General features: G+C 71.5%; 12 protein-coding genes. 8 read left to right on the top strand and 4 right to left on the bottom strand.

Annotated features, from left to right (window positions below; genetic code table 11):
• Nucleotides 1–86: 86 nt before the first annotated feature.
• The 4 genes from CLV70_RS09550 (at nucleotide 87) to CLV70_RS09535 (ending at nucleotide 4,693) form a co-directional block, all read left to right on the top strand.
• Nucleotides 87–1,382 (top strand): M16 family metallopeptidase, encoded by a 1,296-nt coding sequence (locus CLV70_RS09550; RefSeq protein ID WP_106126013.1) that lies wholly within the window; start codon nucleotides 87–89, stop codon nucleotides 1,380–1,382.
• The gene (locus CLV70_RS09545; protein ID WP_106126012.1) at nucleotides 1,379–2,698 is read left to right on the top strand and encodes a M16 family metallopeptidase; all 1,320 of its coding nucleotides are present in this window, start codon (nucleotides 1,379–1,381) and stop codon (nucleotides 2,696–2,698) included. The genes CLV70_RS09550 and CLV70_RS09545 overlap by 4 nt, the downstream gene beginning before the upstream one ends.
• A gap of 38 nt (nucleotides 2,699–2,736) precedes the next feature.
• Complete coding sequence (gene nudC, locus CLV70_RS09540; RefSeq protein ID WP_106126100.1) at nucleotides 2,737–3,708, top strand: NAD(+) diphosphatase; 972 nt, start codon at nucleotides 2,737–2,739, stop codon at nucleotides 3,706–3,708.
• A gap of 103 nt (nucleotides 3,709–3,811) precedes the next feature.
• A complete protein-coding gene (locus CLV70_RS09535; protein WP_106126011.1) occupies nucleotides 3,812–4,693 on the top strand; it encodes a phytanoyl-CoA dioxygenase family protein in 882 nt (293 codons plus the stop codon).
• A gap of 195 nt (nucleotides 4,694–4,888) precedes the next feature.
• Here CLV70_RS09535 and CLV70_RS09530 read toward each other — a convergent pair whose 3' ends face one another.
• Nucleotides 4,889–5,131: a mycoredoxin gene (locus CLV70_RS09530; RefSeq protein WP_106126010.1), complete on the bottom strand. Its 243-nt coding sequence runs from the start codon at nucleotides 5,129–5,131 to the stop codon at nucleotides 4,889–4,891.
• Nucleotides 5,132–5,212: 81 nt separating this feature from the next.
• On the opposite strand from CLV70_RS09530, the gene CLV70_RS09525 reads away from it, so the two are divergent.
• The 3 genes from CLV70_RS09525 to CLV70_RS09515 all read left to right on the top strand — a co-directional run bounded on the left by CLV70_RS09525 (nucleotide 5,213) and on the right by CLV70_RS09515 (nucleotide 8,294).
• A complete protein-coding gene (locus CLV70_RS09525) occupies nucleotides 5,213–7,354 on the top strand; it encodes an ATP-dependent DNA helicase UvrD2 (protein ID WP_106126009.1) in 2,142 nt (713 codons plus the stop codon).
• A gap of 117 nt (nucleotides 7,355–7,471) precedes the next feature.
• Nucleotides 7,472–7,786 (top strand): hypothetical protein, encoded by a 315-nt coding sequence (locus CLV70_RS09520; RefSeq protein WP_245908127.1) that lies wholly within the window; start codon nucleotides 7,472–7,474, stop codon nucleotides 7,784–7,786.
• 145 nt (nucleotides 7,787–7,931) lie between these two features.
• Entirely contained in the window at nucleotides 7,932–8,294 is a 363-nt protein-coding gene (locus tag CLV70_RS09515) for a WhiB family transcriptional regulator (RefSeq protein WP_106126008.1), read from the top strand.
• A 728-nt stretch (nucleotides 8,295–9,022) separates the two neighbouring features.
• Here CLV70_RS09515 and CLV70_RS09500 read toward each other — a convergent pair.
• From CLV70_RS09500 to CLV70_RS40095, 3 genes are all read right to left on the bottom strand, one after another.
• Nucleotides 9,023–10,369, bottom strand: a complete 1,347-nt coding sequence (locus CLV70_RS09500) for an ABC1 kinase family protein (protein WP_106126005.1) — start codon at nucleotides 10,367–10,369, stop codon at nucleotides 9,023–9,025.
• Between the two features lie 4 nt (nucleotides 10,370–10,373).
• Entirely contained in the window at nucleotides 10,374–11,753 is a 1,380-nt protein-coding gene (locus CLV70_RS09495) for a PqqD family protein (protein WP_106126004.1), read from the bottom strand.
• 462 nt (nucleotides 11,754–12,215) lie between these two features.
• Nucleotides 12,216–12,377, bottom strand: coding sequence for a DUF5679 domain-containing protein (locus tag CLV70_RS40095; protein ID WP_015625326.1), 162 nt, complete (start codon nucleotides 12,375–12,377; stop codon nucleotides 12,216–12,218).
• 593 nt (nucleotides 12,378–12,970) lie between these two features.
• Here CLV70_RS40095 and CLV70_RS09490 point away from each other — a divergent pair.
• Nucleotides 12,971–13,504 (top strand): M48 metallopeptidase family protein, encoded by a 534-nt coding sequence (locus tag CLV70_RS09490; protein WP_106126003.1) that lies wholly within the window; start codon nucleotides 12,971–12,973, stop codon nucleotides 13,502–13,504.
• Nucleotides 13,505–13,634: the final 130 nt, after the last annotated feature.

Raw genomic sequence — 13,634 nt, 5'->3', positions numbered from 1 at the left:
GAAACTAGCACTGCGGTCCCAGGCGGTGACCGGGCGTGCCGGTCGATGGCGGAACGGCGGGATAGATTCTGGGGGTGGCCCGCAGAATGAAGATCCCCGCGACGAAGTACCCGGTCGAACGGTTCACCCTCGACAACGGATTGCGGGTGGTCCTCACGCCGGACCGCAGCGCGCCCGTCGTCGGCGTGGCCGTGGTCTACGACGTCGGCATCCGGTCCGAGCCCGAGGGCCGGACCGGGTTCGCGCACCTCTTCGAGCACCTGATGTTCCAGGGTTCGGACAACCTCGAGAAGCTCGCCCACTTCCGGCACGTGCAGGGCGCCGGCGGCAGCTTCAACGGCTCCACCCACCTGGACTACACCGACTACTTCGAGGTGCTGCCGGCCGGCGCCCTCGAGCGCGCGCTGTTCCTCGAGGCGGACCGGATGCGCGGCCCGCGGCTGACCGAGGAGAACCTGCGCAACCAGGTCGACGTGGTCAAGGAGGAGATCCGGGTCAACGTCCTCAACCGTCCGTACGGCGGCTTCCCCTGGCTGAAGCTGCCGCCGGTGATGTTCGAGACGTTCCCGAACGCCCACGACGGGTACGGCTCCTTCACCGACCTGGAGAGCGCGACGGTCGACGACGCCGCCGAGTTCTTCCGGAAGTACTACGCCTCGGGCAACGCGACGCTGGCCGTCGCCGGTGACTTCGACGTCGCCGCCACCGTCAAGCTCATCGAGCACCACTTCGGTGACGTGCCGGCCCGGCCGCGTCCCGAGCTGCCGGACTTCGCCGAGGCGGGGCTGACCGCCGAGCGCCGGGAGAGCTACGTCGACCGGCTGGCCCCGCTGCCGGCCGTCGCGGCGGCGTGGCGGGTGCCCGACCCGATCGGGGACTTCGCCGGCTACCTGCCGTACGTGGTGCTCGCCGAGGTCCTCACCGACGGCGACGCCTCCCGGCTGGTCGAGCGGCTCGTGCAGCGCGACCGCATCGTCACCAGCGTCGGCGGCTACATCGGCTTCATGGGCGACGAATACCAGGTGCGGAACCCGACCGCCCTGCTGTTGCAGGCGCACCTGCCACCCGGCGGGGACACCGGCAAGGTGCTGCGGGTCGTCGACGAGGAGCTCGACCGGCTCGCCACCGGCGGTTTGGCGCCCGGCGAGCTCGCCCGCACCCAGGCCCGGATGGCCACGCACCTGCTGCGTGACACCGACGCCGTGCTCGGGCGCGCATTGCCGATGGCCGTGCTGGAGCTGCAACGCGGCCGGCCGGAGCTGCTCAACGAACTGCCCAAGCTGGTCGGCGAGGTGACCGAGGCGCAGATCGTCGCGGCCGCCGCCGCCCTGCGGCCCGAGGGCCGCGCCACCGTCGAGGTCGTCCCGGGAGTCAACCAGTGACCATCAGGACCCTGCCGGACCTCGTGCCGGATTCGAAGATCAAACTGCCGAAGCAGGCCGAGCGTACGCTCAGCAGCGGCCTGACGGTCATCGCCATCAGGCGACCCGCCGTGCCCCTGGTCGAGCTGCGGCTGCGGGTGCCGTTCGGGCGGGCGCCGCTGGCCCGCGCCACCGTGCTGTCCCAGTCGCTGTTCACCGGCACCGCCACGATGTCCAGCATCGACATCGCCGCCGAGCTGCAGGCGGTCGGCGGCGGGCTCTCCGCGGGCCTCGACCCGGACCGGCTGCTCATCACCGGCAACTCGCTCGCCGCCGGGCTGGACCGGATGCTGGAGATCCTGGCCGGCGTGCTCACCGACGCGGCGTACCCGGCCGACGAGGTGGCCACCGAGCGGGACCGGCTCGTCGACCACATCCAGGTCGCCCAGAGCCAGCCCGCGCACCTGGCCCGTACGGCGCTGCTCAAGCGGATGTACGGCCGGCACCCGTACGCGGTGCAGACCCCCGAGCCGGAGCAGGTCAAGGGCGTACGCCCGGCGCAGCTGCGGGCCCTGCACGCCGACCGGGTCCGGCCCGACGGCTCGGTGCTCGTGCTGGTCGGCGACCTCAACGTCGAGAAGGCCATCGACGCGGCGGAGAAGGCGCTCGGCGGCTGGATCGGCCCCGGCCGCGACGGCAAGGTGCCGCCCACGCCGGCGCTCGAGCCCGGGCCGCTAGTGCTGGTCGACCGGCCGGGCGCGGTGCAGTCCTCGCTGCGGATGGCGCTGCCGGCGGTGCCGCGTACCGACCCCGACCATGCCCCGCTGCAACTGGCGAACATGGTGTTCGGTGGCTACTTCTCCTCGCGCTGGGTCGAGAACATCCGGGAGGACAAGGGCTACACGTACGGCCCGCACACCGCGATCGAGCACTTCGTCGCCGGCTCCGCCCTGGTCGTGTCGGCGGAGGTGGCCACCGAGGTGACCGGCCCGGCGATGCTCGAGACCCTGTACGAGCTGGGCCGCATCGCCAGCCTCCCGCCGGGCGAGGACGAGCTGGAGCAGGCCCGCCGGTACGCCCTGGGCACCCTGCGCCTCGGCATGTCCACCCAGGCGGGGCTGGCCGGGCTGGCGAGCATCTACGCGAGCTTCGGGCTGCGGCTCGACTACCTGACCGAGTATTCGGCGGCGCTGAGCTCGGTGACCCGCGAGCAGGTGGCCGACGTGGCGGCGCGCTACCTCGCCCCGTCGCGCGCGGTGTCGGTGGTGCTCGGCGACGCGGAGAAGGTGGAGGCCCAGCTGGCCGCCCTCACCGCGGTGGAGCGCGGCGCGGAGTGAACGTCACCCCGCACGCCGCGCCGGGCGAGCAGCCGGACGTGGCGGAGCAGCCCGGTCTCGACGGGCGGTCCGGTCTCGACGGGCCGCCGCTGGCGCGGACCAGCCTGGACCGGGCCGCGCACCGCCGCAAGGACGAGGCCTGGCTGGCCGAGGCGTGGAAGACCGGCCTGGTCGTGGTCGTCGACATCGCCAACGGCGGCCGGGCGCTGGTGTCCGGCACGGCGACCGGCACGCCGCGGCTCGTGCTGGTCGGCGCCGACGAGGCCCCCGGCGGCGAGCGGCTGTTCCTGGGCGTGGACCCGGCCGGGGCACCGATCTTCGCGGTCGACGCCCCGCTGCCCGAGACGGCCGGCGCCGAGCCGCGCACCCTGCGGGACATCGGCGACCGGCTCGATCCGCGCGACGCCGGCATCTTCACGACCGCGGCGGCGCTCGGCAACTGGCACGCCACCCACCGGTATTCGCCGCGCTCGGGACAGCCGACGACGGTCGTGGAGGCCGGCTGGTCCCGGGTCGACGCGGACGGCCGGCAGATGTGGCCGCGTACCGACCCGGCGATGATCGTGCTGGTCCACGACGGGGTGGCCGGTCCCGCGGGCCGCTGCCTGCTGGGCCACAACGCCGCGTGGCCCGAGGTCGGCGGGGTGCGGCGGTTCTCGTGCCTCGCCGGCTACGTCGAGCCCGGCGAGTCCGCCGAGGCCGCCGTGGTCCGCGAGGTGCGCGAGGAGGTCGGCGTCAAGATCCGGTCGCTGGCGTACGAGGGCAGCCAGTCCTGGCCCTATCCGGGCTCGCTCATGCTCGGATACACCGCGGCGGCCGATCCCGGGCAGGCGCTGGTCGTGGACCCCGAGGAGATCGACGAGGCGCGCTGGTTCACCCGTGGGGACATCGCCACGATGATCGCCGGGGATTACGTCGAGCCGGCTTCCGGCGTACGGATGAATCTGCCTATGCGTAGTTCTATTGCCTTTTATCTAATTGAACGTTGGTTGGGGGATTCCACCCGGTAACGGATCCACATTCTTCGAATCAGAGAACTCTTCACACCAACTTTGCAACTTTGGGAGGAGGCTGCTGCGTCTGGAGAGCAGACACGAGAGGTGGTTCCTTCAGATGAGCCTGGTTGCCGAGCAGACCTGGACCCCGATGACGGCCGACGAGCGCGCGACGTTCCAGCGCGACGGCTTCTTGGTGATCCCAGGTGTGCTGACCGAGAACGAGGTCGCGATAGCGCGCACCGCGATCCTGCGGTCCAAGGAGAAAGCCTCGCGCGAGGGCGGCCTCGGGCCGACCGGCGCGCTGCACCAGCTGTCCGCGGTGACGAACAACCCCGAGCTGGCCTTCCTCCTCGACCACCCCAAGGCGTTCAAGTACATCTGGTCGATGCTGGGCTGGAACGTGCACGTCTACCACTCGCACGTCGACGTGCACCCGCAGATCCACGAGAAGCAGAAGGACTGGTGGCACTGGCACCAGGACGGCGGCCGGCAGAACCGGGAGCTGGAGACCGACCCGCGGCCGATGATGTCGGTCAAGTTGGCGTACTGGCTCTCCGACGTGTCCGAAACCGGTCGGGGCAACTTCACCGTCCTGCCGGGCAGCCACCTGACCAACTGGCTGCCGGGCCCGCCGTCGCGCGGCGTGCCGTGGCCGCAGCCGGAGGGCGCGCTGCAGATCACCGCGAACCCCGGTGACCTCGTGGTCTTCGACCGGCGCCTGTGGCACGCCCGGTCGGACAACTACTCGCCGATCACCCGCGTCGGCGCGTTCTTCGGCTACACCTACCGCTGGGTGGCCGGCCGCGACGAGGTCGCCGACCTGCCGAACACGCCGGAGTGGAAGACCTTCAATCCGGTCCAGCAGCAGCTCCTCGGCGGCGCCGGCGACGGCAGCGGCGACCACGCGTGGGGTCACTACCCCGAGAGCACCCCGCTGTACGGGGAGCTGAAGCGCCAGGGCCTGCTCGACTCGAGCATCCCCGCGCTGATCCCCTGACGGGTCTTGCGCCGCGGCTTTCGACGCGGCCTCGGCCGCGGCTTTCGACGCGGCTTCTTCTTGACGCGCAGTGGGCCGGTGCTGGCTCTCCCCGCCCGGCTCGCTGCTGCACCGCTCGCGCCGATCCCGCCGCCACGGGACGGTGCGAGGCACGAAAAAGCTGGGCCACCCCGCCGGTGGCCCAGCTTTTCGCCGTCAGGCGGACAGCGCGGCCAGGTGCTCCTTGACCTGGACGATGGACGGGTTCGTCATCGCCGAGCCGTCGTCGAAGCGCATCGTCGGGACCGTCTGGTTGCCGCCGTTGACGCTCATCACGTACTCGGCCGCCTTCGGGTCCTGCTCGATGTCGATGACGTCGTACGCGATGCCCTCCCGGTCGAGCTGCGACTTGAGCCGGTGGCAGTAGCCACACCAGGGCGTCGAGTACATCGTCAACATCGGTCAAGGTCCCTTCGCGGAGGTCACATGGCACTACGCCATCCGGGGAAACGTCGGACCGGGGTGCCATGATTCCCGGTTGTGACAGCGGAACGTGTTCTCACCGGGCTCGACCCCGACCAGCGCAGGGCGGTGACCGCCCCCGCGGGGCCCGTCTGCATCCTGGCCGGAGCCGGCACGGGTAAGACCCGTGCGATTACCCACCGCATCGCATATCGAACACTGTCGGGCGAAATCAGTCCGCGGCACGTCCTCGCCGTCACCTTCACCGCGCGCGCCGCCGCCGAGATGCGCGCCCGCCTCACCGAGCTCGGCGCCGGCCGGGTCCAGGCCCGCACCTTCCACGCCGCCGCGCTGCGCCAGGTCCGCTATTTCGCGCCCCGGTTGCTCGAGGGGCGGGGCATGCCCGAGCTGGTGGAGAGCAAGGCGAGGCTGGTGGGGCTCGCCGCCGCGCGGGCCGGGGTGCGCGCCGACCGTACGGCCGCCCGCGACCTCGCCGGCGAGATCGAGTGGGCCAAGTCGTCGCTCGTCGAGCCCGGGGAGTACGTCGTCGCCGCGACCAAGGCGCTGCGCGAGCCGCCGTACGAGGCCGCCAAGGTCGCCGAGATCTTCGCCGCGTACGAGTCGCTCAAGCGCCGCCAGGGCGTGATCGACTTCGAGGACATGCTGCGCGCCGCCGTCTGGGGCATCGAGGAGCACCAGGACGTCGCCGAGCAGGTCCGCTCCCAGTACAGGCACTTCGTCGTGGACGAGTATCAGGACGTCAACCCGTTGCAGCAGCGCCTGCTCGACGCCTGGCTGGGCGGTCGCGACGACCTCACCGTGGTCGGCGACGCCAGCCAGACCATCTACTCCTTCACCGGGGCGACCTCGTCCTACCTCGTCGACTTCCCCCGGCAGCGCCGCGAGGCCGTGGTGGTGCGCCTCGTCCGCGACTACCGCTCCACCCCGCAGGTCGTCGGCCTCGCCAACGCGGTGATCCAGCAGGCCCGCGGCACCGAGGCCAAGCTGCGGCTCGAACTCGTCGGCCAGCGCCCGCCCGGCGCCGAGCCCGACCTCAAGATCTTCCCGGACGAGCCGGCGGAGGCCGTCGCGGTGGCCCGGCGCTGCCGCGAGCTGATCGCCTCCGGCACCCCGGCGAGCGAGATCGCGGTGCTGTTCCGCACCAACGCCCAGTCCGAGACCTACGAGAAATCGCTCGCCGAGGCCGAGGTGCCGTACGTCGTCCGTGGCGCCGAACGGTTCTTCGAACGCACCGAGGTGCGCCAGGCGATGATCGCGCTGCGGGCGGCCGTGCGTTCCACCCCGGGCGAGACGCCGCTGGTCCAGGCCGTCGTGGACGGCCTCTCGGCGACCGGCTGGGCCCGGGACCAGCCCCCGCCCGGCGGGGCGCAGCGCGAGCAGTGGGAGGCGCTCGCGGCGATCGTCGCCCTCGCCGAGGAGTACGAGCGCAGCCCCGCCGTGCTGCCCATCGGCCAGGCCGGGGCGGTGCAGCGCGACGTGTCCCTGTCCGCCTTCAACGACGAGCTGGCCCGGCGCGCCGAGCAGCAGCACGCCCCGACGGTCGAGGGCGTCGCGCTGGCCTCGCTGCACGCCGCCAAGGGGCTCGAATGGGACGCGGTGTTCCTGGTGGGGCTGGCGGACGGGACGCTGCCCACCACGTACGCGAAGACACCCGAGCAGCTCGAGGAGGAGCGCCGCCTGCTGTACGTCGGTGTGACCCGGGCGCGGCAGTGGCTCTGGCTCTCGTACGGCCAGTCCCGCTCGCCCGGTGGACGCACCCGGCGCCCGTGCCGCTTCCTGCCCCAGCTCGGCGAGACCCAGCACCGCACGTTCGAGAAGGCCGGGGCGGGAAGTCGGAAACCCGTCAATCGGCGTACCCAGGTCATTTCCTGCCGGGTCTGCGGCGCCACCCTCCTGGCCGGCGCGGACCGCAAGCTCGGCCGCTGCCCCACCTGCCCGTCCGACCTCGACGAGGAACTGTTCGAGCGGCTGCAGACCTGGCGGGCGCACGCCGCGGCGGAGCAGAAAGTCCCTGCGTACGTGGTGTTCACCGACGCCACGATCGTGGCCATCGCGGAACGCCGGCCGAGCACCCCGCCGGAGCTGCTGGCCATCGCCGGAATCGGCCCCCGCAAACTCGCCCAGTACGGCGCCGCGGTGTTCGCTCTGGTCGGGGGCGCGAGCCCGGCCGAGGCCGCCTCAGAAAACTTTGAAAACTAGTCCGTTAATTCGTTTGCCCTCCCTCGCAGGGACGGCATAGCCTCAGTTCACACCTTGGCGAGCGGCGTGCTCAACGGGGTTCAACGACGAGTGCAAGTGATGGAGGAGGTGGCACCGATGAGGCTCAACTACACGAACGAGCGACCGTCGACGCTGCTTGCTGCTTCCTGCGCTCCGTCCGTTCCGTGGTCCCCGATCGCTCCCGTGGCGAAGTCCGCCCTCCCGGTGGAATCCGCCCCCGTGGCGATCTTGGCCGCCGAGCGGGCCCCGGCTTCGCAGGCGCACCAGGTCCAGATCCAGGCCGAGCTGGTCCGGGTTCTGGTGTCCGTCGATGGAAGCTACGGGACCACTGGGTTCGTGGGCAGCAACGGCATGAAGCGTCGTCTGACGGATGGTGCCGACGGTGTCCCGCCTCGAGGAAGGCCGGTCTGAGAAACCAGACCTCCGGCTCACCTCGAGGCCGCGGAACCCGTAACCGGGATCCGCGGCCTACTTTTTTTTGCCGGCTTACCGGCCGGTGCGTGATCAGCACCAACGATCCAGAAGATCGAGAGAAAGAGAGAGGTGACCGGGCTTTATGAGTCTGGCGCTGGCCCCACTCGACGTGAGCGTCGAGATCGAGGCAAACCTGCCCTGTCGGAAGTTCGACCCGGACCTGTGGTTCTCGGACTCCCCGGCCCAGCTGGAACTGGCGAAGTCGCTCTGCGGGGACTGCCCGCTGCGCGTCGAGTGCCTGGCCGGCGCGGTCGACCGGAGCGAGCCCTGGGGAGTCTGGGGCGGCGAAATCTTCGAGCGCGGCGCCGTCGTTCCGCGCAAGCGGCCCCGTGGCCGCCCCCGCAAGGTCGACGTCGCCCGCGACGCCGAACTGGCGGTCGAGGTGGAGGAGCGGCTCGCGGCGAACGGCCTCGAGACCCGCAGCTCCGTCCGACTGGCCGCATGAGATGACCCTGACCACCCCATACCGGAAGACGGAAGACGAAGCCATGACCTCGAACGGAACCCCCAAGGTAAAACTCATCCAAGAGGCGCTCTCCCGAGCACGAATGCGTCGGCCTCAGGCCGACCACCACCCTGAGGCGCACCGTCCCGCACGCCAGATCGCCGTGGAGGCCCGCTACCGGGCCGCCCGTGAACTGGGTGGACGCCTCTGACCCACCCCGAACAGCCCGGCCCCGTCCGCAGTCCACTGCGGGCGGGGCCCCTTCACATCCCGCATCATGCCGGGTGTTCGCGCTGCTCCGGGCTGGCGCGCTGCGTCGGGCTGGCGCGCTGCGCCGGGCTCGGGCGCTGCGCCGGGTGTTTGCGCTGCGCCGGGCTCTCGCGCTGCTCGGGCTCTCTCGCTTCGCCGGCCTTTGTGCCCGCCATCCCGGTGTGCCCGCGGGCGCTTTCCTGCCACCGCCGTCCGGACCCCGCCACGGCCCACTCCAGCCCGGCCTCTCCGTCCCCCGCCGGGCTCGCGTTCACATCGACGGTGGTGCGCCGGGGCACGGGCGCTCTCTTGTTTCGCCGGGCTTCCTCGCCTCGCCGGGCGTTGCGTCGGTCGGGCGTTGTGTCGGTCGGGCGTTGTGTCCGTCCGGCTTTGCGCCCGCGGGTTTGCTGTCACGCCGGGTTTGCTGTCCGGCCGGGCTTTCTCGCTCGGGCCGGACTTGCGCCCCCGCCGCGCCTACCTCAGGAGACCGGGGCGAAGCCGGGTAGCCATTTCTGCAGGATCGAGCGATACGGCGCCTTCGCCTCGAGCTGGCAGAGCACGCCGATCGAGCCGAGGGTCACCCGGTGGATCAGCAGGTAGGACGGCGGCAGATTGAGTTTGCGGCTGAGTTGGAAGGCCGGGGAGCGTGGGCTCGACAGGCGCGTCGCCTCCGAGCGGATCCAGCTGCGGGTGAAGCGGAACTCGTCCACGGCCACCGGCTCGATCATCGGGCGCAGGAAGTCGAGGACCGCCTGGGCGTCCAGTTCGTCGTCCGGCTTGATGAAGCCCTCGTCGCGCAGGCCGTCCGCCACCGCCTGGGCGTCCCCGTCGAGTGCGAGGCGCACGAGGCGGCCGATCGGCTCCGGGTGGCCGTCCGGGAGGCGGGCCACTGCGCCGAAGTCGATCACGCCCAGCCGGCCGTCGGGCAGGATGCGGAAGTTGCCCGGATGCGGGTCGGCGTGCAACAGCCCGGCGCGTGCCGGCGCGGAGAAGTGCAGCGTCGCCATGAGCCGGCCAGCCTCGTCGCGTTCCGCCTCGCTGCCGTCGCTGATGACCTTGGACAGGGGCGTACCCTCGACCCACTCGGTGACCAGCACCCGCGGCGCCGACCCGACCACGCGGGGCACGAAAATCTCGGCGTCTCCCGCGTACGCGACGGCGAAGGCCTTCTGGGTCTCCGCCTCCATCGTGTAGTCGAGCTCCTCGGTGATGCGCTCGCGCAACTCCGTGAGCAGCGGCTTCATGTCCATGCCCGGCTGGATGATCTTGAACATGCCAGCCAGCCGGCTCAGCTGCTTGAGATCGGCCAGCAACGCCTCGCCGGCGCCCGGATACTGTACCTTGACGGCGACGTCCAGCGTCTTCGGCCTGGCACCCTTGCGGCTCGGCGGTAGCTTCCAGACCGCCCGGTGCACCTGCCCGATGCTCGCCGCCGCGGCCGGGCTGTCGTCGAAGTCGGCGAACCTGTCCCGCCAGTCCGCCCCGAGCTGCTCGGCCAGCGCCTTGTGCACGCTCGCGACGGGCATCGGCGGCGCCGCCTCCTGCAGCTTGGTCAAAGCCTGCCGGTACGGCCCGGCCATCTCCTCGGGCATCGCCGCCTCGAAGACGGACAGCGCCTGCCCGAACTTCATCGCACCGCCCTTGAGCTGCCCGAGCACGCTGAAGAGCTGCTCGGCGGTGCGCTGCTGAATGTCGGCGGAGATGACGTCGGTGGCGATGCCGGTGACCCGCTTGCCGAGCCCCAGCACGGTCCGCCCGGCGAAGCCGAGGGGAAGGGCGGCGAGCTTGGCTGTCCGGGACGCCGCACGACGCGGGATGTCGGTCACCAGATCATTGTGCCCGCTGCGGCGGCATTCGACCGCCCTGGACGGATCGGGCAGCCCGCGCAGCCCGGCCGACCGTGCCCTCCGAGCCGGTGGCCAACCCGAGACCATCCTTCCGTACGCAGGAACAGGCGCTCTTCCCAGCACAGCCACATGCCCTCCTCCGTCCGCAGAAGCACCCGTGATGAGCAGTCCAACTCCGTCTCCTCGCCCGGCCCGAAGCGCTGATCTCCACCTCGGCGGCCACGGTCTCGGGCACCCTCCCGTCCACGAAGGCGAGCACCTGCGCCACCGCGTACGCCGTAGCCGCGAGCACCGTCGTGACCGCGCAGGCCTCATCGCCGCGCACGGGCGGCTCCGGTCGCCCGGCCGCCGGATCGCGATCGCGACGATGCAGGTCCAGGCAGTTGAGGCAGGGACCGCCGGACGCCGGCACGAGCGGACCGACGATCGCGACGGCCTCCCGGATGGCGACGGCGAGATGGGGCTGCCGCCGCTGAACCTGCCCGGCGGAGAGCAGGGCAACAGGCTGGTCGTGGCTCAGCTGAACCACCAGGGACGCCGAACCCCGCCTGATCGTCCGCGTCTCGGTGCCCGGCACGGCTCGGACCACGGCCTCCTCGACAGCGAGCGCGAGCGGCCGGCCGCGATCCGTCTCCAGCAGCCGCGACGCGAGCAGGTGCCGCCGGGTGACCGCGCCGGGCAGATCGGCGTGCACGTGCCCGATGCCCGACTCGGCGAGCGCCACGGCGATGCCGGCAGCCAGCCTCCCGCGCCCCGAGATCATGATCCGTGCCGCCCGCCGGCGCCGCAGGACGGTGGCGGGTAGGTCAGGCCCCGTCCGGGATGCGGAAGGGGGCCCGGGCGCAGCGCGAGGATCGGTGGCGGCGCGGTCGATGGCCGATGAGGGAGCAATGGCAGGCGAGGAGGCGTGGTGGCTGACGGGGGAGACGGAGGTGGGAGGCGGCGTGCGGGGGTCTCGGGTGGGCGAGGGGGCGGGGTGGCTGGGTGGGGTGTCCAGGAGCGGGATGGTGTGGGTTTGTGCGGAATCGAGGGCGAGGGTGAGGGCTTCGCCGGACAGGCGGTCGGCGTCGGAGGGGGAGGGGTAGAGGGACTGGGCCGGCAGGACGAGGCCGGCCTGGTGCAGGGAGTCGAGCAGGGCCCTCGTGTCGGGTGGGGGGACTCCCGCGGTGGCGGCTCGGCGGAGGATCTCCCGCTCGGAGCGGGAGCCGTCCAGGAGGTCGAGGACGTCGGCGGTCGAGGGGCGGGGGAGATCGATCACCACGGCCGTTCCGGGGCGAAGGCCGAGCTGGAGGGTGCGGACGTCACGCCAGGTGCGGAAGAGGCCCGGCAGCAGGGTCGGGCGGTGCAGGGGTGGGCAACTCATGCGTGACAGGTTGTCACGTGATCCCTGCGGAGCGGGTTCGTTGTCCACAGGCGCGGAATCGCCCGTGCTCGGCTATCCACAGGTATGCCGAAGTTATCCACAGGCCACGTCGGAGGTGGATAACTACTCAACGTGTCGGAGCGCGCACAGGTTATGACCCGCGGGAGTGAAATGGCGCAGGCCGAGCGGGGCGTGGCGGCGTCGAAGAGGGGATGGCGCGGGCAGGCGGTGCGGCGCGGGCAGGGCGGCGCGGGCGGGGGCCCCGGGTAGGCGGTGCGGCGCGGCATGCAGGGCGGCGCGGGCGGCGCGGGCGGGCGGTGCGGCGCGGGCAGGCGGTGCGGCGCGGCATGCAGGGCGGCGCGGCAGGGCGGCGCCGGTGAGCGGGACGGTGCGGTGAACGGGGTGGCGCAGGAAGGCGGGGGCCGCCGTGAGGCTGCCCCCGCCTTCCGGTGATGCTTCCGGTCAGGCCTTCGCCTTGCCCAGGATGCGGTTCACGGTCGTGCCGCAGACCGGGCACTTGCCCTTGGCCATGTTCATGCCGGTCTTCGAGACCTCGACAGTGCCCTGGAAGTCGCGCTTCTCCTTGCACTTCACGCAGTAGCCGTTGTACGTGTTGTCGGCCACGGTTCCTCCTCGTCATGTTGTCGGCCGGGTCGGCCCGATGCCCCGGATCGCGGTCAGGTCGCTGACCTGGACCACTCCGGGGCCCTGCTCGCGGCGACAGGCCGCGATCTGTGTTCGGCGCTGGACCGCTCCGCGACCACGTGGATGTGGCCACCCGCTCGAGGCGGTCACTACCCAGGTCCGGCCATTTCCATGTCAGCGCAGCATCGACGGTGTCGTCGACGTCGTGAGTCTGCCGGTCGGGTTGACCCTTTTTGGGCAGATACGGGCGGACACGCCGACGATTTAGTTCACAACGCCTGAAACAGGACGTTGTTGTCCGAACGGCGCTAAAGGCTCGGCCGGTCGGAGGGCGCGGGGGCTCGAGGATGGCACCGTACGGGAGGTTTGGACGCCGCCGCTGCGGTCATCCACAGGCTTGGATACCGTCGGGTACTGCAGGCTGCATGGATCACCCCGGAAAATATTTTTCGGATTCTGTGGGGCGAAGCTCACATTTTGGGTGCGTGTCGTTTGACGTACCCTTGCGGCCACCTGGCCCTGACGGATTAACGTCGCAATGTGAACCCTACTGTGGGCCGCGCGAGCCGGTAATGGCCAGGACGCGCAAGCCCGTCGTCGAAGTGCGGCGCAGCCAGCGCCGCCGCCGCACGGTGTCCGCGTATCGCGAGGGCGAGCGGGTCGTCGTCCTCATCCCCGACCGGTTCTCGCGTGCCGAGGAGACCGAGTGGGTCGCGCGGATGCTCGCTCGGCTGGCCGCCCGCGAGGAGCGGATCCGCCCCACCGACCATGAGCTGCTCGGGCGCGCGAACAAGCTGATCGCCCGCTACCTGGCCGACCACGCGGCCCAGGTGGTCCCGGCTAGCGTGCGGTGGGTCACCAACCAGAACGGCAGATGGGGCTCCTGTACGCCGGACGACGGCACCATCCGCATCTCGCACCGCATCCAGGAGATGCCGGACTGGGTCATCGACTACGTGCTGCTCCACGAGCTGACGCACCTCGTCGTGCCGAGCCACAACGCGGCGTTCTGGGAGTTGGTGAGCCGCTACCCGAAGGCGGAACGGGCCCGCGGCTACCTGGAGGGCATCTCCGCCGCGACCGGCCTGGTCCTCGCCGACGACTGACCGCGCTCCCGGCAGGCCGCTCCCCGCTGAGGTGCCGGCGGTCGAGCGCGGGCATGCCCGACTTTGAGGGCCGCGCTGAGGGGCGGACAGCCAGACAGCCGGGCGCTCAGGGGCGGACGTGCGCGCGGCG

Origin of the sequence: Pseudosporangium ferrugineum (genome assembly GCF_003002065.1) — a bacterium.
Taxonomy (GTDB): Bacteria; Actinomycetota; Actinomycetes; order Mycobacteriales; family Micromonosporaceae; genus Actinoplanes; species Actinoplanes ferrugineus_A.
Note: the sequence above shows the minus strand (reverse complement) of the source record. Positions and strands in the feature narration are given on the sequence as shown.